The sequence below is a fragment of the Aeromonas sobria genome, from assembly GCF_000820145.1.
Taxonomy (GTDB): Bacteria; Pseudomonadota; Gammaproteobacteria; order Enterobacterales; family Aeromonadaceae; genus Aeromonas; species Aeromonas sobria.
The window spans coordinates 14,895-34,808 of record NZ_CDBW01000013.1; the positions used below are offsets into that span (position 1 = coordinate 14,895).

Genomic DNA, 19,914 nt, shown 5'->3' on the forward strand with positions numbered 1-19,914 from the left:
TTCGAATAACAAAGCAAAACGGCAACCCGAGGTTGCCGTTTTTTATTGCTCGCCGCCCGTCACGCACTGGCATTGAGCAGTTTACCAACCCCCTCCCCCTTGCCATTGGGCAGGGTCTGTTTAAAGGCGCCGAGCAACTGATCGAGATTGAGTTCGCTGGCACCGAGGGAATCCTTGAGGGTATCGAGTTCGCTTTGCAGCGCGTCGAAGCGAGTGCTCTGGGTGCCGTTGGCCAGCTGGTTGCGGGCAGCATCGATGGCGGCAGGGAGGGATTGGCCGCCATTCTCCTGCCCCAGGGTCTGCATCAGATCCCCCATAAAGTGGTTGATGGCCGCACGGTTCTGTTCGCTGTCGGCATCCTTGATGCCGAGTCGCTGGAACAGGTTCTGGACGGTCGGTGGCAGGCGTTCCTCCTGCACGGTTTGCTGCGCCGCGGGCTGGGGTTTGCTACTGCTACTGAGCAGCTGACTGCCCAGCTTGAGGGCGATAGAGGCAAGGGGAAGCAGGGTACTGATCATGATATCTCTCCGCTACGGCAGCCCTTGGTGGTGTTGCAAAGAGATGTGCATAAGCGGGGCCAGAACGATGAAAAAAACGCCAACCATAGCCAACTCATTGAGCCGTCGAGCGATTTGCATGGCCGCCTCGTGCTTGGTCATGACCACTGCGGGTATCAGGAGGGAGCCGGGCGGCCAGCGGCTGCCACGGTGGATCGGGGCGGCCAGCGGCTGCCACGGTGGATCGGGGCGGCCAGCGGCTGCCACGGTGGATCGGGGCGGCCAGCGGCTGCCACGGTGGATCGGGGCGGCCAGCGGCTGCCACGGTGGATCGGGGCGGCAAAGGGTATTGCCGGAGCAAACCGGAAGCGACGGGATGCCCTTCCCTCCACACCCACCATCCCCTCGATCACGCCATTTTTCATTCATGAAACTTATGACCATTAAGATCATGTAAATTTTCTTATCTAGCATGTTCGCGCATGATGGCTCTCAAACCGGATTTGCCGTTGCCGCTATGCTGGCCGGCAGCCGGGCTTCCCTTGCCTCTTTCGATTCTGGAGTCGTTATGTCCCTGATCACCCCACATATCTCCCCCGAAGTCAGTCAACTGGCCCCGGGCTTTCGCGCCCTGAGCATCACGGTGCAGGCCGCCGCCGTGGTTGACCCGAACGTGGGAGCGCGCGCCCTTGATGACGCCTGCACCGCCATGCTGACTGCCGATGTGCCGTGGGCAGAGGCGCACCTCGCCGCCTGGGGCGAGCTGTTCAGAAAGTTCGGCGCCAAGCCGCAGCGGACCCCCTGCTCCGCCGAGGCCCTGAGAAAACGGGTCGCCCGAGATGGCAACCTGCCCGCCATCGACCCCGTGGTCGATCTCTACAACGCCATCAGCATTCGCTACGCCATTCCGGTCGGGGGCGAAAACCTGCTTGCTTATGAAGGGCAACCGCGACTGGTAGTGGCCGATGGCAGCGAGCAGTTCGATACCATGAAAGGGGGCGAGCCCGCCCACGAACCGGTGGAGCCCGGCGAAGTAGTCTGGCGGGATGACAAGGGGGTCACCTGTCGGCGCTGGAACTGGCGGCAGGGTGTGCGTACCAGACTGAGTGTCGATTCGGGCCAGATGTGGTTCATTCTGGAGAGCCTGCCCGAGATGCCGCTGGCAGCGCTGCATGAGGCGGGGGAAAAGCTGGTCGCTGGACTGCAGGAGATGATGCCGGAGGCGGTGATCGCGCAGTGCCTTATCAGCCATATCGAATAAACCGGAGGCCAGACGAGTTTCGTCAGCAGATACCGAGAGGGGCGCCGCAGCGCCCCTCTCTGTTATCAAACCTCTCAGCCCAGCAGCATATAAAGCTGGTGCGCCGCCACCCCGGCACTCAAGCCGCCGATGGTGTGGGCAACGATGGCGCGGGAGGTGAGGTGGCGATAGCCGAGGGCATCCAGCATGGCGGTGTGGGTGCTCAAGAAACCACTCCAGCACATCCCCATGGCGGTAAACACCGCGACCTCGTTACCGGTGATCCACCCCTTGGCAATAAAAGGGGGCACCAGCGACATGGCGGCACCGACCGCGCCGAGCGAGGTGGCTGGGAAGGCGACCAGCTCCGGCTGCTTGAAACCAAACAGCAGGTCAAACAGCCAGCTCACCTTGGCGGCCAGCACCGGCAGCAGGGCAACCCCCTGAAACGCTTCGCCGGTATACCCCTTGTCGCCCGGGCCGAAGGTGAGCAGCATGACAAAGGTGCTGATGATCAGCACCCCGGGGATCACCGCCATCCCCAGCTCCACGCCAGATTTGCCGCCATCGAGCAATGAGTTGAGGATCCGCAGCCAGCCGGGAGCGGCCTCTTTGGTCACTCCCACCTTGGGGCCGTTGCCTGCAGGCTGGTCATCGATCAGCACTTCCCCCACCAAGGGGCGGATCATCCGCTGCATCAGTCGGGTAGAGACCACCGAGCCCACCAGAGCGCCCAGCAGACCAATCAGCGCCGCACTGGCAGTGGATTCACCGCTCGGCAGCTGCAAGGTGGCCATAAAGGTCACCACGATCAGCCCCATGCCAAAGGCGGTGCCGAAGTTGGTGAGCGACACCAGCTGCCAAGGGGTGAAGCCTTTGCGAAAGCGGCTGTCCTTGGCGAGGCTGATCACCGCCGGGTTGTCGGAGAAGAAGGTCATCAGGGCAGCCAGCGCGGTGCGACCAGGCAGGCGAAACACCGGCTTCATCAGCGGTGCCAGCAGCACCTCCAGCAGACGGATCACCCCGAACTCGCTGAGCAGCTGGCTCAGGGCACCGGAGAGCACTGTGATCCCCATGATAAAGAGCACGGTATTGAGCAACAGCTGGTGGGCGGTATTGAACAGGGTGTTGACCATGGCCGAGAGGCCCATCTGGCTGCCGAGGTAACCGAACAGGCTGCCGAGAATAAGCAGCACCAGCACCGGCTCCAGCCAGTCCCGAATGGCGGCAAGTCGCCCCTTTGACTCTATAACTACATGATTTTCCATATCTATCCTGCGGTTCATCTGTGCGTGTGTGGTTGTTTTTATGGTTATAAACGGGCTTGGCCCAATAAAAAAAAGCCCTTGTCTTGCGACAAGGGCTTTTTAAATGGCTCCTCCTACTGGACTTGAACCAGTGACATACGGATTAACAGTCCGCCGTTCTACCGACTGAACTAAGGAGGAATTGTACTTGGTGCCCAGAGACGGAATCGAACCGCCGACACGGGGATTTTCAATCCCCTGCTCTACCGACTGAGCTATCTGGGCAAATCTATAAATGGTGCCGGCTACCGGAATCGAACTGGTGACCTACTGATTACAAGTCAGTTGCTCTGCCTACTGAGCTAAGCCGGCACACTTTAAACTATTGTGCATGAACAAATTTTTATTTCATGGCACCAAATCTTGGTGCCCAGAGACGGAATCGAACCGCCGACACGGGGATTTTCAATCCCCTGCTCTACCGACTGAGCTATCTGGGCGTGGGCGCTATTAAACGGATTTTAAGGCTGATGGTCAACGGGAAATTTCACTTTTTGTTTCGTTCGTCTTTTTTTTGCGCAACATCGCTCATTTTTGCCACTTCCTCGGCGCAGTTGCCGGATTTTCGCCCCCATAGCCGGGGTTCCTCCCCCTTTAGCAGGCGGGAGATGTTCTCGTGATGGCGGATCAGAATGAGGCAAGAGAGCAAAGAGACCGGCAGGGTGTACTCAGGTTTGAGCAGGTAGGTAAAGAGCGGGCTCAGTAACACCGTGATGATCGAGGCTAGCGAGGAGTAGCCGCTGACCAGCAGCACCAGCAGCCAGGTGCCGATAACGGCGCCTCCCATGGTAAAGCCGAGCGGCATCATGGTACCCAGTGCCGTGGCCACCCCCTTGCCGCCGCGAAAGTGAAAGAAGAGGGGATACATATGACCAAGGCAGGCGGCGACCCCGATAAAGCCGAGGTAGACGGGTTTGATTTGCAGATACCAGGCGAGATAGACGGGGGCCGTGCCCTTGAGCACATCGAGCAGCAGCACCACCAGCGCAGCAACTCGACCACCGAGGCGCAGCACATTGGTTGCCCCCGGATTGTGGGAGCCATGATCCCGCGGGTCGGGCAGACCGCTACAACGGGAGACCAGCACAGCACTGGATAGTGAACCACCCAGGTAGGCCAGAATAATCATCAAAATCGTCAGGGCCGTCATCTTGGTCGTTTTTACCACGATATGAATGGGGTATGATGCCGCCACACACGCTGGCATGGGTCCTTGCCCAACCTGAGCGCGCCGGCAAGCCTGTTGCCCGGCCAGCATCCCTGCGCTGTTATCACAGCCAATCAAGAGTAAAGAAGAAGTACAGTCATGGACAAGGTGTTTATTCGCGGACTCGAGGTTTTGACCACTATCGGTGTATATGAGTGGGAGAAGGGCATTCGCCAAAAGCTTCGCTTTGACCTCGAGATGGGGTTCGACAACCGCCCCGCAGCAGCAACTGACGATATCAAGCTGGCATTGGATTATGCCGACCTCTCCAACAAGATTTGTGAGCATGTCACCGGCAAGGTGGTCGAGCTGGTCGAGACCATGGCCGAACAGGTCGCCATGCTGGTGCTGGATGACGAGCGGGTACAGTGGGTCAAGGTGACCCTCACCAAACCGGGCGCCGTGCCCAATGCCGCTGGTGTCGGCGTCGAGATCCTGCGCCATCGCACCCCGGCCGCGAGCAGCAACTGATGACCACCATCTATATCAGCCTGGGTTCCAACATCGAGCGGGATCGCCATATCCGCGCCGGACTCGATGCCCTGCACGCCGAATTTGGCGAGCTGCGGGTCTCCCGGGTATTCGAAAGCGAGGCGGTTGGCTTCAACGGCCGCCCCTTCTACAACCTGGTGGCTGCTGCCGAGACTGACCTGCCGCTGGCCACCGTCTGCCAGCGACTGCGGGCCATGGAGTTCGCCCACGGCCGCGAGCCGGATGCCAAGAAGTTCGCCCCGCGTACCCTGGATCTCGATCTGCTGCTCTATGGCGAGCTGGTCTGCGACACCCCGCTGGTGCTGCCGCGCGGTGAAGTGCTCACCAACGCCTTCGTGCTGTGGCCGCTGGCCGAGCTGGCCCCCGCACTGCGCCACCCCGTCGATGGCCGCACCATGGGCGAGCTGTGGCAGGCTTATGACAAGGCCTCCCAACAGCTGTGCCCCATCCCCTTTCATTGGGAAGCGTGCGAATTGCAGCATCACTGATCGACAAGGGCGCCTCACGGCGCCCTTGTCGTTTATAGCGAAATAAGAGGGCCCGGCCCTGCGAGGTTGGCAGGATAGCGCCCACTACAGGAGAACCCCATGCCACTCGATACCATTCACCACTTCAACTGCCAGCTGCTGGCCGCACTGCCCCACCAACGCTATGAGCACGAGCCCATCCTCGACTACGCCACCGACGAACGGGTCAAGGCCCGCCTCGGCTGGCAGGCGGAGTTCAGCAAGACCCTGTTTCTCAAGTTCAAGGATGGCCGCTTCGCCCTGCTGCTGACCCACAGGGATGGCCGACTCGACAACAAGGCGGTCAAAGCTGCGCTCGGTGCCAAGCCCTCCATCTGTACCGCCGAGGAGATGCAGACGGCGATCGGCTGTCTGCCGGGGGCGGTCTGTCCCTTTCTGCCCCGCGCCGATATTCCGCTACTGGTGGATCCTATCCTGCTCGACCATGAGGCATTCACCTGGACCCCGGGCCACCCGGAGCAGACCTTTCTGCTGGCGACCGAGCATCTGGCCGAGGTGCTGGCGCAGCTCCCCTGCGAAGTCAGCTATCTGCCCGCGCCGACGGCGTAGCGCCATCGCGCGCCAGTTGGGCAAAGATCAACGCCGCCAGCATGGAGAGCAGCCCGACACAGAGGTAGGTGAGGTGAAAACCTTCCAGCCACTGACCCTCGGCCGCTAAGGTGCCCGCTGAGGTGCCCGCCGAGAAGAGCCCGAGCAGGCTGGCGGCAATCGCCACCCCCAAACTCATGGAGAGCTGCATCACCACCGAGAGCAAACCGTTGCCACTGCTGGCCAGGGTCGGACTGAGATCTTGCAACGTGAGAGTGTTCATGGCGGAGAACTGCAGCGAGTTGATGGCGCCGAAGATCGCCAGCCAGCCCAGCAAGACCCCATAGGGGAGCTGGTTGTCGATAAAGTAGAAGCTGGCGATCATGGCGCCCAGAGCCAAAGTGTTGCCGATCAGAATGCGGCGATAGCCCACCTTGGGGATAAGCTTGTTCACCAGCGTCTTGGTCAGCATGGCGCCAATCACTGTGGGGATCATGGTCATCCCCGCCTTGCTCGGCGAGAAGCCGAGCCCCAGTTGCAAGAAGAGCGGCGTGAGAAATGGCATGGAACCGCTGCCGAGGCGGGCAAACAGGTTGCCCCAGATGCCGATGGCGAAGCTGGATGTTTTGAACAGCTTCAAGCTAAACAGCGGCTGCTCGGCATTGGCAGCATAGAGCCAGTAGCTCGCCATCGCTGCCAGCCCGAAGATCAGCGCAAACAGCGCCCAACCGGTGGCGATGCTGTGCTCCCCCAGCCCTTGCAAACCGACCGACACCAGCACCATGCCGACACTGAACATCACAAACCCTTGCCAGTCGAAGCGGGCGGTCTGTTGCCGCAGCTCCGGCATAAAGTGCCAGCTGGCGATAAAGCCGAGCAGCCCCACCGGCAGGTTGATGAGAAACACCCAGTGCCAGCTCGCCACTTCCACCAGCCAGCCACCGAGGGCAGGCCCCATCAGCGGGCCGAGCAGCCCCGGAATGGTGACGAACGACATCACCCGCAGCAACTCGTGTTTGTCATAGACCCGCAGCACCGCCAGTCGCCCCACCGGCATCAGCAGGGCACCGCCAACCCCCTGTAGCACCCGTGCCGCCACCAACATGGGAAGGGAGTTGGAGGCGGCGCAGGCGAGCGAGCCCAGGGTAAAGAGCGAGATGGCGGCCAGATAGATGCGGCGGGTACCGAACCTGTCCGCCAGCCAGCCGGAGGCCGGGATCAGCAGCGCCACCGTCAGCATGTAGGCGATGATCACCGACTGCATCTGCAGCGGGCTCTCCCCCAACGTCTCGGCCATGCTGGGCAGGGCGGTGTTGAGGATGGTGCCATCCAGCGCCTGCATAAAGAAACCGACCGCTGCCAGCAGGGGCAGCCACTTGCGCTGGGCGGGAGTCACCCTCTGTGAATGTTCTGACATAACCGGCACCCTCCTCTCTCGCATCGCTTGCATAAAAAGAGACCCGCACTCGTTGGGTTACAACGGGGCGGGTCACGTTGGCCTGTCAGGCGTCCGGTTGGCCGAGCATGGCTTTGAGCCGCTCTTCCAGGGTGGGCTCGGGGGCCTTGAGGGTCTCCATAAAGAGACGCTCTATTCCCTCCTTGTCCTGACTTTTCACGATAAACACCAGCCGGGACTGGGCCTTGCCCTCCGGCCAATCTCCCAATGCCTGCAGCGGATAGAGCTGGCCGTGGACGCCGTGGATCACCACCGGCTGGCTCTCTCCCTCCAGCTGCAAGATCCCCTTGAGCCGCAGCAGGGCATTGCCATATTGGACCTGCACCGCATCGATGGCGGCCAGCAGGCGGGAGGGCTTGAGCGGCTCGCCGATACGCAGGGAGAAGCTCTCTATGTTGCCGTGCTCGAAGTGGGTGGGCGCGGCCGTACCCACCTTGGCGGCGAACGGCTGCATCTTCGGCTGCATCGGCGAAGCCAGTCCCTGCTTGGGGGATTCGGTGCGCAGCCAGGCCAGCAGCTGGCGCACATCGCGCCCCGCTGCTTCGTTGTAGGCGCCCAGCTTCTCCAGCACATTGGGCGACAGCTCACCATTGGTCACCTGCTGGATCGGCGCCGCAGGATTGAGCGCCGCCAGCTGGGCTTCGACCCGTGCCAGTTGCTCGCCGTCCACCAGATCCCCCTTGCTCACCACCAGCAGATCCGCCAGCGCCACCTGTTTCACCGCCTCATACTGAGCCGCCAGCTGCTGCTCGATATGACCGGCATCCACCACCGTCACAGTGCCATCGAAACGGTAACGCTGGGCGATAAAGCCCTCTTCGCGCAGGGTAAACAGCACGGGAGCAGGATCGGCCAGGCCGGTTGTTTCTATGATAAGTCGCTTGAACGGCTTAATTTTTCGCTGGATGGCGCGCATGAAGAGCCCCTGCAGTGCCTCCACCAGGGAGCCTTGCACCGAGCAGCAGATGCAGCCCGAATCGAGCAGCACCACCTGCTCGTCCACCTGCTGCACCAGATGGTGATCCAGCCCCACCGAGCCGAACTCGTTGATCAGCACAGCGCACTCGCCAAGCTCGGGCTGCTTGACCCAGTGGTTGAGCAAGGTGGTCTTGCCGCTGCCGAGAAAGCCGGTCAGCAGGGTCACGGGGATACGAGTATCTTGCATATCTGTCATATCGATGACTCCCCCTTGGTCGGCAGGGTGATGAGTGCGCGGGTATCTTGCATATGGGTCATTTTCAATCCTTACCGGTTGGCGAACAGATCGCTGAGCCAGCGGTTTTCGAAGCGGCCGTGCGGGTCGAGCTCGGCTTTCAACGCCACAAAGTCGTTCCAGCGTGGCAGCAGAACCGGGAAGTCGTAGAGATCCATCGCCAGATGCTTGCCAAAATGGGGAATGCCACCGAGCGGCACCAGCAGTTGCTGCAGCTCGCGCATCTGCTCCATGGAGCCGTTGACGAAGGTGCCGTCCGCCGCCAGATAGACCAGGAAACCAATCCAGCAGACCGACTGGCCATGGGCGGCGCTGAGCCAAGCCTCGGAAGGGCCGGTGCAGCGCAGGATAAAGGGGTAGTGCAGCACGCCGGGATTGGCCTGCTGCCACGCTTGCAGGGTCTCCAGCGCCTCGTTCATGCGATGGAGCGGTACCGCCACCTCGCAGTTGATCTGGGGTGCCGGGATTCCCTTGCAGAGGATCTGGTAAACGTTGCCCACCAGATCGGAGGCATCCTTGAAGCGGCGCACCGTCTCGAAGTGCTCCCCCGCCAGCGCCTCATCCTTGGTGTCTTTCGCCATCTTCTGCAGGGTGGCGTCAATGGTAGCGTTCATGCGGGCGTCGATATCGCCCTCCAGCAGCAGCGGCTCGCTACCACCGGCCCGGTAACGGGCGACCTCGTCATCAGAGGCGGGATCCACCAGCCAGATGTGGCTCTCGCCGGTCCAGGCAAACCACCAGCTCTTCACAAAGCCGTGCTCGCGGTTAAGCCGCTCGTTGTGTTCCAAGAGGAAGGGGTAATCGGTGGTGAACTTGGTGCAACGCATGATGCGGTTTGGCACTGTGCGCAGGGTGACGTCGAGCAAAATGCCGAGCATCCCCATCCCCATCACGAAGGCGCCGAAGCGCGGGTCAGTGCGATCGACCCGGATAATCTCGCCACTGGCCAGCATCACCGTCATCACCTCCACCGCATCGCAGAGAGCGGACTGGTGCAGCCCCTGACCGTGGGTGCCGGTGCTGAGGGCGCCGCCCAGGGTCTGGATGCCGATAACACCGGGGGATGCCGGCAGCATCCGCTCCATGGCGATCAGCTCGGCATAGACGGTATCGAGCGGCGTCCCCGCCTGATAGGTGACGGTATCGGCGGTTTTCGCCAACTGACCGCGCAGGTGGTGCAAGTCCACCAGCAGCGCCTGACTGCCCTCGGCATAGACGCTGTGAATGGGTTCGAAGGAGAGGCCGGAGCCGATAAGGCGCAACTTGCGCTCGGGGTGTTCCCGCAGCAGCGTTTGCAGCTCATCGCGGGTTTTCGGGCGCCATACCTGATCCAGCGCCCCGAGGGGATTGGTTCTCGACCAGTTGAACAGCACCTCCCGATTACCGATCGCCTTGATGCTGTGAAATGCCTGGAACTGAACCGTCATACCGCGCCTCATCTTTTACTGACGTCAAAATGAGCGCCGATTCTACCGAAAAGCGAGCCACAAGGCATGGAAAACAAGCCCCTGCACTCGAGGAGGGATAGGGGGAGAGCACTCCCCCACCCTTCCTGACGGGAGCTTTGCCGCACATCTGTCACGGATAGATCAGGTCGCGTTCGAGATGCTCCGCACCCCATCTGGCTGCCGGGTCTGTGCCTCTTCCGGCAGCAGCTCCTCGCAGAACTGGCGCAGCGGCATGGGACGGGCGAACAGGTAGCCCTGCAGGTAATCGACCCCCTTGGCCCTGAGATAATCAGCCTGACGCTCGGTCTCCACCCCTTCCGCCACCAGCGCCAGACCGAGCCGGGTCGCCAGATCGATCACGTTGTCCACGATATGCTCCGAGAGGGACTCGGTACCGATGCGGGCGATGAATGATTTGTCGATCTTGAGGTAATCCACATGAAACTGCTGCAGGTAAGCCAGGCTGGAGTGGCCGGTACCAAAGTCGTCGATGGCGAGTTTGACCCCCATCTCGTCCAGCTGACGGAACAGGGAGAGGGTCTGGGGATCCGACATCAACAGCTCCCGCTCGGTCAGCTCCAGCACCAGTACCACCTTGCCGGGGACGAAGTGGCCGAGGAAGGCGCGACACTCGGCCAGCAGGGCAAAGTCGTGGCAATGGGCGGCGCTGATGTTGAAGCTGAGATGAAAACCGTCAGGCAGTTGCTCCTGTACCCGGCTTAACTGACTCGCCACTCGTTGTATGATCTGGTTGGTCATGGGAACGATCAGCCCCGACTCTTCCGCTTGCGGGATAAACAGATCGGGGCGGATCATTCCCTCGGTCGCATGTTGCCAGCGCATCAGAACCTCTGCCCCTGTCATACGGCCGCCATTACTGGCGACCAACGGTTGCAGATAGGGCACAAACTCCCTGGCCCGCAGGGCGCGTCGCAATTCATCTGTTGGCGAGCCGGGACGCCCCAGAATCCACCACACCGCCCAAGCCAACAAAAAAGAAGACCCCCCCAGCCACAACAGCGCTATACGCCGTGCCTCCCACACCGACTGCCAGTAACGCGGCAGGGAGTAACCGGCATGAATGGTGAAGGGATAGTGCGATGAACTTAACACCAAACCGGTGCTGCGGTGCAGTTTGGGCGGGTCACTCAGATAGCGGCCCGACTCATCAAGGCGGGCCGACCCTACCTGCAAAAACAGCTCGCTGGATTGGCCACTCAGGGAGAGCATAAAACTGAGCTGGGTGCTGTCGATGGCACTCAAGGCCGCATCCCTGCCCTGCTCGGTGCGCACCACCAGCAGCGGGTGATTCTGCCGCACCCGATTGCCACTCATCAGCAGCAGCTTGCGCCCGGTATAGATGGAGCCGTCGTCAGCATCATTGGCCTCACCAAACAGCGAGGTGCAGTTGATGATGCCATCGCGAACCAGATTGACCGAACGCAAGAAGGGCTCGAGCGCAACCTTGGTCCGCAGAACCAACTTATTCTCGGCGCAAGGGGCATTGACCAGCGGCAATACCTCCCGATTGGCCTGCTCCGCATGATCCAGCATGGCCTCCAGCAGGGCTCTGGCCTTGTGGGCCGAGGCGCTGGAGTCCGCTTTCAAATCCTGTACATAATTGCTGTTGATGATCCAGCTCCCCGCCAACAGTGGCAGGGCAAACACCAGCAAGGTGGCACCGAAACGTAACCGGGTTTGGGAGAGATCTAGCCTGAACAGAAACATAATGAACCACGCCGCAATTCGTCAGGCCTGCCCAAAGCAAGCACCCAGTGAACAGATATCCACTTTCCCTCGATAACGATGCCCCATCATTACCGCTCATAACCTAACAAAATAACGCAAAGCGTTTATAAAACGAACTGTAAAATCCACAAAGGGAGAGTAGCGGCCAAGAAAATTCTCATTTGAATCAAGCTGATGAAAGTCGGCTATTCCCCCTGCGAGCCCCCGTCATGGGGAACACATGCCGACAAGCATGACGGGACACCCGACCTGCGCTCACTACTACCATCATCTTATATGGTTGAAGTAAAACAGTGGTGGATACCTTACAGGTGATCAATTTCACACAATAGGGCTATCGTCATAATAATCCAGTAAATGCCACATTATTAACCTGTTCGCTCAACCATTATCCAATTACTATCAACTCACTCTAATAATCGCCTGCAAATTTACATGTAAGCTATTACGAATTTAATTATTACGCAGGGATGAAAAATAATGTCGGCCATATCAATAACAGACTACCAGCAATAAAAACATTGGTTGGTAATATTTTATATATTCAAGAAAACACACCCTTGGCAAGGAGCCCAGTTATGAAAAAAAAATTAACCCCATTGGTCATAGCGATCACTATAGCGCTATCCGGCTGTGATAGTGATTCGACCAGCGATTCAGACACCGAACGCCCCACGCCAGACACATCATTGATCCAGTATATCAATCCCTTTATCGGTACCGGGGCTGATGGCCACACCTTCCCCGGAGCCGTCTACCCCGGCGGGCTGGTACAGCTCTCCCCTGATACCGAAATGGAGGGTTGGGGCTCGGCAGCCGGCTATTTTGACCATGGTTCGGTATCAGATATTCCAGTTTACGGTTTCTCTCACACTCATTTATCAGGCACTGGCATCACGGATCTCGGTGATATTCTCGTGTTGCCATTTACCGATAAAAAAGACTCCACTTACAACACCTTTGATAAATCCAATGAGAAGGCTGAAGCAGGCTACTATTCGGTCACTCTTAACCGAGGTGAAATCAAGGCAGAGTTAACAACCTCACCCCGGGTTGGGTATCATAAATATACCTTCCCAAAAGGCAGCACTCCTGCGATTAAACTCGATCTTGATCACACCCTGAATAAGAGTTGGGGCAATCGCACCACCATTGGTGATATCGAGTTTGTCGATGAATATACCATTCGCGGCAAACGCAGCTCGGATGGCTGGGCCAACAACCAGCACATCTACTTTTATGTAAAATTCAATCAGCCGGTGGTCAAGGCCAGAGTCGTTGTCGACGATGTAGAAACGGAAGTTACCCTGAAAAAAGATGCCTTCAAGGGCATCAAAACCATCGCCTATCTCACCTTTACCCCCACCGAACAACCGCTCGAACTGAAGGTCGGGATCTCCCCCACCGGGGTAGAAGGAGCGCAGAAGAATCTGGAAACCGAGGTGCCGGGTTGGGGTTTCGAGGATCAGGTAGCCAGCAACCAGCAAGCCTGGCATGGCGAGCTGGAAAAAGTGAAAGTGAGCGGAGGCACTCAGGCCCAAAAAGAGATCTTCTACACCGCTATGTACCACGCCCAGATTGCCCCGATGATTTTCCAGGATGTGGATGGCAAGTATCGTGCTATGCGTACTCAGGAGATCAAGGATGCCGGAGCCATCCCCAACTACTCCGTCTACTCCATGTGGGACACCTTCCGGGCACAGCATCCACTGCAAACAATCATCAACCCCCGTAAAGCCGAGGAGTATGTCAACGACCTGATCCGCAAGTACAAGGATGGCGGCATTCTGCCCAAGTGGGAGCTGCACGGCCATTACACCGGCACCATGATTGGCTTTCCCGCCATCTCCATCATTGCGGATGCCATGGCCAAGGGGATGAATGTCGATGCCCAGGAGGCTCTGGAAGCCGCCGAATATACCGCCCGCTATCACAAGAAAGAGGAGTTCCCGGACTGGAGCGAAGACCAGAACATAGGCGCGGCCAGCATTGCCCAGCTCGAGGTATACGAGCAGAACGGCTATGTGCATTGGGGATACTGGAACTCCACCTCCTATACCCTGGAGTTTGCTTACGGCGACTGGGCTCTCTCGGAAATTGCTCGAATGGCGGGCAACAACAAGGTTCAGCAGGAATTTCTCAAACGCTCGAACAACTACCTGAACCATTGGGATGCCAAAACCGGCTTCTTCCGCCCCAAAAACCACCCCGACAGCTGGAACCCGCACCGCCCTGCCAGCCAGTTCAATCAACCCGTTGATGAGAACTCTCCTGACTGCAAACTGGAGACGGTCAACAAACCCGATGGGACCAGCGTCGAGATGCGCGTCTGCCCGTTACTGCCATTTGACCCCTATTATGTGGACGAGTTTGCCTACACCGAGGGCAACAGCTGGCAATGGAAATTCCAGCCGCTGCACGCATTCCAGTGGCTCAAACAGGAGCTGGGTGGAGAGAAAGGATTGCGCGAGGATCTCGATGAACTGTTCAACGCCCGCTCATCTAATAGCGGTGAAGCGCTGCCTGACCTGACCGGCTATATCGGCCAGTACATGCATGGCAATGAACCATCGCACCATATCCCCTACCTCTACAACATGACCGATGAACCGTGGAAAACTCAGGAGTATCTGGATCGGATCATGAACGAGTTTTACACCACCAAGCCAACAGGCCTTATCGGCAACGAGGACGTGGGACAGATGTCAGCCTGGTACATCATGTCGGCCATGGGGTTCTATCAGGTTACCCCTGCCTCCCCGCACTACAGCATCGGCCGCCCACTGTTCGATGAGGTGACGATTGCAGTGAAAGATGGGCAATTCAGGATCACCGCCGACAACAACAGCCCTCACAACAAGTACGTGAAGTCAGTGACCATCAACGGCAAGCCGCTATCGGGGGATCTCACCTTCGAGCACAGCGAGATCAGGGCTGGCGGCGAGTTGCACTTTGTCATGACAGGCGACAAGAGAGAGGCAATGACCCGACTCTAACCGTCCGCATAAATGAAAAATGCCGCGTAGCTACGCGGCATTTTTAATTGGATTACACAGAGCCTAGGGAAGGACCCTGTCATCCATTCACTCAGACCGCTTGCTGCAGGATCACCGCATCGGCCTTCTTGGTGTAGGAGGCGATCTCGTTGAAGTTGAGGTAGCGGTAAGTATCTGCCGCCGTGGCATCCAGCGCCTTGGCGTACTGCAGGTACTCTGCCACGGTCGGGATCTTGCCGAGGATGGCGGCAACTGCTGCCAGCTCCGCAGAGGCCAAGTAGACGTTGGCGCCTTTACCCAGACGGTTCGGGAAGTTACGGGTGGAGGTAGAGACCACTGAGGCCCCTTCCGCTACACGCGCCTGGTTGCCCATGCACAGCGAACAGCCCGGGATCTCGATGCGAGCACCGACGCGCCCGAAAATGCCGTAGTAGCCCTCTTCGGTCAGCTGATCCTTGTCCATCTTGGTGGGCGGCGCTATCCACATGCGAGTCGGCAGCTCGCCCTGGAACTTCTCGAGCAGCTTGCCGGCGGCGCGGAAGTGGCCGATGTTGGTCATACAGGAACCGAGGAATACCTCGTCGATCTTGTCGCCAGCCACAGTGCTGAGCAGACGGGCATCGTCCGGATCGTTCGGCGCACAGAGAATTGGCTCCTTGATGGTGGCCAGATCGATCTCGATAATCTCGGCGTACTCGGCATCCTTGTCCGCTTCCATCAGCACAGGGTTGGCCAGCCACTCTTCCATCCCCTTGATGCGGCGGGTAATGGTGCGCGGGTCGCCGTAGCCTTCGGAGAGCATCCATTTCAGCATCACTATGTTGGACTTCAGGTACTCGATGATCGGAGCCTGATCCAGCTTGATGGTGCAACCGGCGGCAGAGCGCTCGGCGCTGGCATCGGCCAGCTCGAATGCCTGCTCTACCTTCAGGGTCGGCAGACCTTCGATCTCGAGGATGCGGCCGGAGAAGATGTTCTTCTTGCCCGCTTTCTCGACGGTCAGCAGCCCCTTCTGGATGGCGGCGTAGGGGATGGCATGCACCAGATCACGCAGGGTGATGCCCGGTTGCAGCTCGCCCTTGAAGCGCACCAACACGGACTCCGGCATATCCAGCGGCATCACACCGGTGGCGGCGGCGAACGCCACCAGACCGGAACCCGCCGGGAAGGAGATGCCGATGGGGAAACGGGTGTGGGAGTCACCACCGGTACCCACGGTATCCGGCAGCAGCATGCGGTTCAACCAAGAGTGGATGACACCGTCACCCGGACGCAAGCTCACACCGCCGCGGTTCATGATGAAGTCCGGCAGGGTGTGGTGAGTCTGCACGTCGATAGGCTTGGGATAGGCCGCGGTGTGGCAGAAGGACTGCATGGTCAGGTCGGCGGAGAAGCCGAGGCAGGCCAGATCTTTCAGCTCGTCGCGGGTCATCGGGCCCGTGGTGTCCTGAGAGCCGACCGTGGTCATCTTGGGCTCGCAGTAGGTGCCCGGGCGAATGCCCTGCACGCCACACGCCTTGCCCACCATCTTCTGGGCCAGGGTGAAGCCTTTGCCGGTATCGGCCACCGGTTGCGGGCGACGGAATACGGTGGAGAACGGCAGACCCATGGCTTCGCGAGCCTTGTCAGTCAGGCCGCGACCGATGATCAGCGGGATACGGCCACCGGCGCGCACTTCGTCGATCAGCACCTCGGTTTTCAGTTCAAACTGCGCCAGCACCTGCTCGGTACCGTGCTTGCAGATCTTGCCGGCAAACGGGTAGATGTCGATCACATCGCCCATCTCCAGTTTGGAGACATCCACTTCGATGGGCAGGGCGCCGGCATCTTCCATGGTATTGAAGAAGATCGGAGCAATCTTGCCACCCAGACAGACACCGCCAGCGCGCTTGTTCGGCACAAACGGAATGTCGTCACCCATAAACCAGAGCACCGAGTTGGTGGCGGATTTACGGGAAGAGCCGGTACCGACCACGTCACCCACATAGGCCAGCGGGAAGCCTTTCTCTTTCAGGGCATCGATGGTCTTGATGGGGCCGACGGCACCATCTTTGTCGGGGGTGATGCCGGGACGGGCGTTTTTCAGCATCGCCAGGGCGTGCAGCGGAATATCGGGGCGGGACCAGGCATCCGGTGCCGGAGAGAGGTCGTCAGTGTTGGTTTCGCCAGTCACCTTGAACACGGTGACGGTGATCTTCTCGGCCAGTTCCGGGCGGGAGAGGAACCACTGCGCATCAGCCCAGGATTGCATCACCTGCTTGGCGTGGGCATTGCCCGCCTTGGCCTTCTCTTCCACGTCGTGGAAGGAGTCAAACATCAGCAGAGTGTGGGAGAGCCCCTTGGCGGCCAGAGGCGCCAGCGTGGCATGATCCAACAGATCGATCAGCGGTTGAATGTTGTAACCACCCTGCATGGTACCCAGCAGCGCAACGGCTTCTGCCGCAGTCAGTATCGGAGAGTGGGCTTCGCTCTTGGCGACGGCGGTGAGAAAACCGGCTTTGACATAGGCAGCTTCATCAACTCCGGGTGGAATGCGGGAGGACAACAGCTCTTTGAGAAAGTCTTGTTCGCCAGCGGGCGGGTTCTTGAGAAGCGTTACCAGGGCGGCGACTTGCTCTGCATCCAGAGGCTTGGCGACCACGCCCTCGGCAGCACGTTCTGCGACGTGTTTACGGTATGTTTCAAGCACGACTAATTCCTCTTTGGTCTTTTTTTGGGGTTCGCCCACGCTCGCGGCGATCGTCCTTGCAGGACACCCCGTAGGGTGCTCCCCACTATATAAGTTTTAACGACTAATTAAAATCCAAACCCTGTTTACTTATTCATCACAAAAACGTAACCAACTAACCCGCCTGATATTTTTTGAAAAATTACTGCCCACCACCAACCAGAGTTAACAAATTGGCAGCAATTTGGCATTATTCGAACGTACTGCCCAATTGCAGATAGAAGACATCATTGCCCCCCTCCGCCATGCCGTAGCCAAGGAAGATGGGGCCAAGGAAGCTCTCGACTCCCACATAGACAGAGCCAGCCGTAAACGAGCTCTCCAGGCTGATATCCTCACCCTTGTTCCAGACCCCCCCCTGCTCGATGGATCCACCCAGATAGAGCGGCACCTTGAGCGCGCCGAAGTCGTTGTCTGCCACCCTATAGATGTAACGCAAGCCGCCAAACAGGCTGTAGCGGCCACTCAGTTGGTAGCGCTGGAAACCGGATAGGCGGAACAGCCCCCCCAGATCCTGAATGTGCAGCGGCACCACCTCTTCACTGCCTGAGCCGCCCCCTTCGAGGATAAGGTTGAGACTATGGCGGTCCCAGGACCAGGGTTTGATCATCGACAAGTGATAGTTCCACCCCTCACTGCGGGAGCTCTCGGAGGGGTCCCCATCCAGATCGACGTGGGAGTAGCCCAGCTTCATATCCCACTTAACCCCTTGGTAAGGGAAGTAGAGACTATCGAGGGTATCGTGCTCGAAACGGGCATAAGGCCCCCATGCATTGGCATCCACCTCCAGGTCATTGATATTTTTCACATCGATTTTGCCAGTCTGCCCCTCCAGCCCCATCGACAAGCGGCTCCATGGCTGGCGATTCCAGCCAACAGCGACATTAGTGCTGAAGAAAGAGTATTCAGAGTCGAGATAACTGAGCTGCACTGACGAGGGGTCAGGGTCGGGGAAGAACAGCCGGCGCTGTGTCTGGTCATAGGCCAGACTGGCCTCGCCATAGAAGGTCTGGGAAGGCTCAAGCGGAGTATAGAAGTTGGTCTTGAGGTGCTTGGCGGTGCCCAGCGATGCCTCGGTCAGCCACTCGGCCCCCCAATCATTGACGTTGGTGAGGGTGTAGGACATGCCAACGTTGTAGTTGGAGGTATTCTCGAAGTCATCGGTGAAGCCAAACTGAAAGTTGAGGTAACCCGGCCCCCAGTTCTTCTCGCTGGCATCCACCACCAGCACATTCTCCCCATCGCGCTCTTCCACCTCATAGGTGATGCGATCAAACGACTCCAATGCATAGAGGCGACGAATACCCGCCTCCAGACTCTCGTTGGTCTGCACCTTGTCCGGCCGCACTTTGAGCATGGCGCGGACTGTCTCATCAGAGAGGCGCGACTTGTTGATGATCTCCACCTTGTCGATGAAGTAAGCAGGCTGACCACTGCGCTCGGCACGACGGCTCAATTTCTGGTTGCGATAGGCGGCGTACTGCTCCTTGCTGAGGGACAGCTTATCGAGCTGCAGCGCTGCCTTTTCGGCGACCGCCTCCCCCATCTTGATCCCCTCCGGCATGCGGGCGAAATCGGCGATCCCCATGCCACCAAACTCGGGGACTAGCAGAATATCCTTAGGCCCCAGCAGCGCTTTCTGTTTTTCAGTGCCCACCTGGGTCATGTAGGTGGTGAGCTGATCGATCATCGCCAGACCAGACTTGAGGGACTCCCGGGTGCGCAGCTTGGCGCTGATATCCACCGCGATCACCACATCGGCCCCCATCGCCTTGGCGACATCCACCGGCATGTTGTTGACACTGCCGCCGTCCGCCAGAATATGCCCTTCCCAATCGACGGGCTTGAGCGCCCCCGGGATGGACATGGAGGCCTGCATCGCCTTGGCGAGGCTACCGCTCCCCAGCACAAAGGGGGTGACCGTCTCCATGTCGGTCGCTACCGCCCGATAGGGGATCGGCAGGTCATCAAAACTGTGCTGCACCGGCAGATTGGAGGTCGCCCCCCGCAGCAGACTGGCCATGGATTGGCCCTGGAAGAAGCCATCCGCTAACTGCACTGCATCGCCATTGACCCCGATATCGGTACGCAGCTGATACTGTTCGTTTTGCTGCTTCTTGCGCAAAGAGAGCTCATCGCGGCCCACTTTGTCCTGATAGCCCTTGTTCCAGTCAATGGCCAGGGTAGCGCGCTCCACCTCTTCGGCGCTGAGCCCCATGGCGTACATGCCCGCCACGTAGGATCCCATGCTGGTACCCACTATGATGTCGACCGGAATACGCTTTTGCTCCAGCACCTTGAGGATGCCGATATGGGCCGATCCCTTGGCGCCGCCGCCGCTGAGCACCAGAGCAATCTTGGGACGTCCACCATCAGCGGCTTGAGCCAGCAGAGGGCTGAGCGCCACCAACACCAAAAGCAGACGGGTCCATCCCGCACCAAAGCTGCGCATCATATTTTCCATATTATTCAGGGGGTCAGTCACCAAAGATGGCTTCTACTATAAGGAGCGTGGCGGTTAGCGCA

Annotated in this window: 15 protein-coding genes and 4 tRNA genes; 5 read left to right on the forward strand and 14 right to left on the reverse strand. The window is 59.1% G+C overall.

Features of this window, described 5'->3' with window-relative positions; translation table 11 throughout:
• Nucleotides 1-59: 59 nt before the first annotated feature.
• Together BN1135_RS05735 and BN1135_RS21980 are read right to left on the reverse strand one after the other, a co-directional pair.
• A complete protein-coding gene (locus BN1135_RS05735) occupies nt 60-518 on the reverse strand; it encodes a hypothetical protein (protein ID WP_042019527.1) in 459 nt (152 codons plus the stop codon).
• Nucleotides 519-673: 155 nt separating this feature from the next.
• Nucleotides 674-922, reverse strand: coding sequence for a hypothetical protein (locus BN1135_RS21980; RefSeq protein WP_139245144.1), 249 nt, complete (start codon nt 920-922; stop codon nt 674-676).
• Between the two features lie 143 nt (nt 923-1,065).
• On the opposite strand from BN1135_RS21980, the gene BN1135_RS05745 reads away from it, so the two are divergent.
• Nucleotides 1,066-1,758 (forward strand): B3/B4 domain-containing protein, encoded by a 693-nt coding sequence (locus tag BN1135_RS05745; protein ID WP_042019532.1) that lies wholly within the window; start codon nt 1,066-1,068, stop codon nt 1,756-1,758.
• Nucleotides 1,759-1,832: 74 nt separating this feature from the next.
• On the opposite strand, the gene BN1135_RS05750 is transcribed toward BN1135_RS05745, so the two are convergent.
• The 6 genes from BN1135_RS05750 to plsY all read right to left on the reverse strand — a co-directional run bounded on the left by BN1135_RS05750 (nt 1,833) and on the right by plsY (nt 4,194).
• Nucleotides 1,833-3,005 carry a CD0519/CD1768 family membrane protein gene (locus BN1135_RS05750; protein ID WP_042019533.1) on the reverse strand — a complete coding sequence of 391 codons (1,173 nt, stop codon included), beginning with the start codon at nt 3,003-3,005 and terminating at the stop codon, nt 1,833-1,835.
• A 104-nt stretch (nt 3,006-3,109) separates the two neighbouring features.
• A tRNA-Asn gene (locus tag BN1135_RS05755) sits at nt 3,110-3,185 on the reverse strand.
• Between the two features lie 8 nt (nt 3,186-3,193).
• Nucleotides 3,194-3,269, reverse strand: a tRNA-Phe gene (locus BN1135_RS05760).
• 11 nt (nt 3,270-3,280) lie between these two features.
• Nucleotides 3,281-3,356: transfer RNA gene (locus BN1135_RS05765), tRNA-Thr, on the reverse strand.
• 52 nt (nt 3,357-3,408) lie between these two features.
• A tRNA-Phe gene (locus tag BN1135_RS05770) sits at nt 3,409-3,484 on the reverse strand.
• 47 nt (nt 3,485-3,531) lie between these two features.
• The gene (gene plsY, locus BN1135_RS05775) at nt 3,532-4,194 is read right to left on the reverse strand and encodes a glycerol-3-phosphate 1-O-acyltransferase PlsY (protein WP_042019534.1); all 663 of its coding nucleotides are present in this window, start codon (nt 4,192-4,194) and stop codon (nt 3,532-3,534) included.
• A gap of 156 nt (nt 4,195-4,350) precedes the next feature.
• Here plsY and folB point away from each other — a divergent pair, with 156 nt between their 5' ends.
• The 3 genes from folB to BN1135_RS05790 all read left to right on the forward strand — a co-directional run bounded on the left by folB (nt 4,351) and on the right by BN1135_RS05790 (nt 5,819).
• Nucleotides 4,351-4,722, forward strand: a complete 372-nt coding sequence (folB, locus tag BN1135_RS05780) for a dihydroneopterin aldolase (RefSeq protein WP_042019536.1) — start codon at nt 4,351-4,353, stop codon at nt 4,720-4,722.
• Nucleotides 4,722-5,231 (forward strand): 2-amino-4-hydroxy-6-hydroxymethyldihydropteridine diphosphokinase, encoded by a 510-nt coding sequence (folK, locus tag BN1135_RS05785; protein WP_042019538.1) that lies wholly within the window; start codon nt 4,722-4,724, stop codon nt 5,229-5,231. The genes folB and folK overlap by 1 nt, the downstream gene beginning before the upstream one ends.
• Nucleotides 5,232-5,330: 99 nt before the next feature.
• Nucleotides 5,331-5,819: a YbaK/EbsC family protein gene (locus tag BN1135_RS05790; RefSeq protein WP_042019539.1), complete on the forward strand. Its 489-nt coding sequence runs from the start codon at nt 5,331-5,333 to the stop codon at nt 5,817-5,819.
• On the opposite strand, the gene mdtD is transcribed toward BN1135_RS05790, so the two are convergent.
• The 4 genes from mdtD to BN1135_RS05810 form a co-directional block, all read right to left on the reverse strand.
• Nucleotides 5,791-7,215 (reverse strand): multidrug transporter subunit MdtD, encoded by a 1,425-nt coding sequence (mdtD, locus tag BN1135_RS05795; RefSeq protein WP_042019540.1) that lies wholly within the window; start codon nt 7,213-7,215, stop codon nt 5,791-5,793. The genes BN1135_RS05790 and mdtD overlap by 29 nt on opposite strands.
• Nucleotides 7,216-7,300: 85 nt before the next feature.
• Nucleotides 7,301-8,428 (reverse strand): CobW family GTP-binding protein, encoded by a 1,128-nt coding sequence (locus tag BN1135_RS05800; RefSeq protein ID WP_042019541.1) that lies wholly within the window; start codon nt 8,426-8,428, stop codon nt 7,301-7,303.
• Between the two features lie 71 nt (nt 8,429-8,499).
• Nucleotides 8,500-9,894 (reverse strand): D-arabinono-1,4-lactone oxidase, encoded by a 1,395-nt coding sequence (locus BN1135_RS05805; RefSeq protein WP_042019542.1) that lies wholly within the window; start codon nt 9,892-9,894, stop codon nt 8,500-8,502.
• A gap of 162 nt (nt 9,895-10,056) precedes the next feature.
• Nucleotides 10,057-11,643 (reverse strand): EAL domain-containing protein, encoded by a 1,587-nt coding sequence (locus BN1135_RS05810; RefSeq protein ID WP_042019543.1) that lies wholly within the window; start codon nt 11,641-11,643, stop codon nt 10,057-10,059.
• A 599-nt stretch (nt 11,644-12,242) separates the two neighbouring features.
• Between BN1135_RS05810 and BN1135_RS05815 the strand changes: the two genes are divergently transcribed.
• Complete coding sequence (locus tag BN1135_RS05815; RefSeq protein ID WP_042019544.1) at nt 12,243-14,660, forward strand: GH92 family glycosyl hydrolase; 2,418 nt, start codon at nt 12,243-12,245, stop codon at nt 14,658-14,660.
• Nucleotides 14,661-14,751: 91 nt separating this feature from the next.
• On the opposite strand, the gene acnB is transcribed toward BN1135_RS05815, so the two are convergent.
• Both acnB and BN1135_RS05825 read right to left on the reverse strand, forming a co-directional pair.
• A complete protein-coding gene (gene acnB / locus BN1135_RS05820) occupies nt 14,752-17,349 on the reverse strand; it encodes a bifunctional aconitate hydratase 2/2-methylisocitrate dehydratase (protein ID WP_042019762.1) in 2,598 nt (865 codons plus the stop codon).
• Between the two features lie 229 nt (nt 17,350-17,578).
• Nucleotides 17,579-19,840, reverse strand: a complete 2,262-nt coding sequence (locus BN1135_RS05825) for a patatin-like phospholipase family protein (RefSeq protein ID WP_042019546.1) — start codon at nt 19,838-19,840, stop codon at nt 17,579-17,581.
• Nucleotides 19,841-19,914: the final 74 nt, after the last annotated feature.

Bases quoted from the DNA above. Each gene is read 5' to 3' on its own strand.
- BN1135_RS05815 (WP_042019544.1), top strand. From the start codon at position 12,243: ATGAAAAAAAAATTAACCCCATTGGTCATAGCGATCACTATAGCGCTA.
- BN1135_RS05735 (WP_042019527.1), bottom strand. From the start codon at position 518: ATGATCAGTACCCTGCTTCCCCTTGCCTCTATCGCCCTCAAGCTGGGC.
- BN1135_RS05805 (WP_042019542.1), bottom strand. From the start codon at position 9,894: ATGACGGTTCAGTTCCAGGCATTTCACAGCATCAAGGCGATCGGTAAT.
- folB (WP_042019536.1), top strand. From the start codon at position 4,351: ATGGACAAGGTGTTTATTCGCGGACTCGAGGTTTTGACCACTATCGGT.
- BN1135_RS05800 (WP_042019541.1), bottom strand. From the start codon at position 8,428: ATGACAGATATGCAAGATACTCGTATCCCCGTGACCCTGCTGACCGGC.
- BN1135_RS05750 (WP_042019533.1), bottom strand. From the start codon at position 3,005: ATGGAAAATCATGTAGTTATAGAGTCAAAGGGGCGACTTGCCGCCATT.
- BN1135_RS05810 (WP_042019543.1), bottom strand. From the start codon at position 11,643: ATGTTTCTGTTCAGGCTAGATCTCTCCCAAACCCGGTTACGTTTCGGT.
- mdtD (WP_042019540.1), bottom strand. From the start codon at position 7,215: ATGTCAGAACATTCACAGAGGGTGACTCCCGCCCAGCGCAAGTGGCTG.
- BN1135_RS21980 (WP_139245144.1), bottom strand. From the start codon at position 922: ATGAAAAATGGCGTGATCGAGGGGATGGTGGGTGTGGAGGGAAGGGCA.
- BN1135_RS05745 (WP_042019532.1), top strand. From the start codon at position 1,066: ATGTCCCTGATCACCCCACATATCTCCCCCGAAGTCAGTCAACTGGCC.
- plsY (WP_042019534.1), bottom strand. From the start codon at position 4,194: ATGACGGCCCTGACGATTTTGATGATTATTCTGGCCTACCTGGGTGGT.
- folK (WP_042019538.1), top strand. From the start codon at position 4,722: ATGACCACCATCTATATCAGCCTGGGTTCCAACATCGAGCGGGATCGC.
- BN1135_RS05790 (WP_042019539.1), top strand. From the start codon at position 5,331: ATGCCACTCGATACCATTCACCACTTCAACTGCCAGCTGCTGGCCGCA.
- BN1135_RS05825 (WP_042019546.1), bottom strand. From the start codon at position 19,840: ATGCGCAGCTTTGGTGCGGGATGGACCCGTCTGCTTTTGGTGTTGGTG.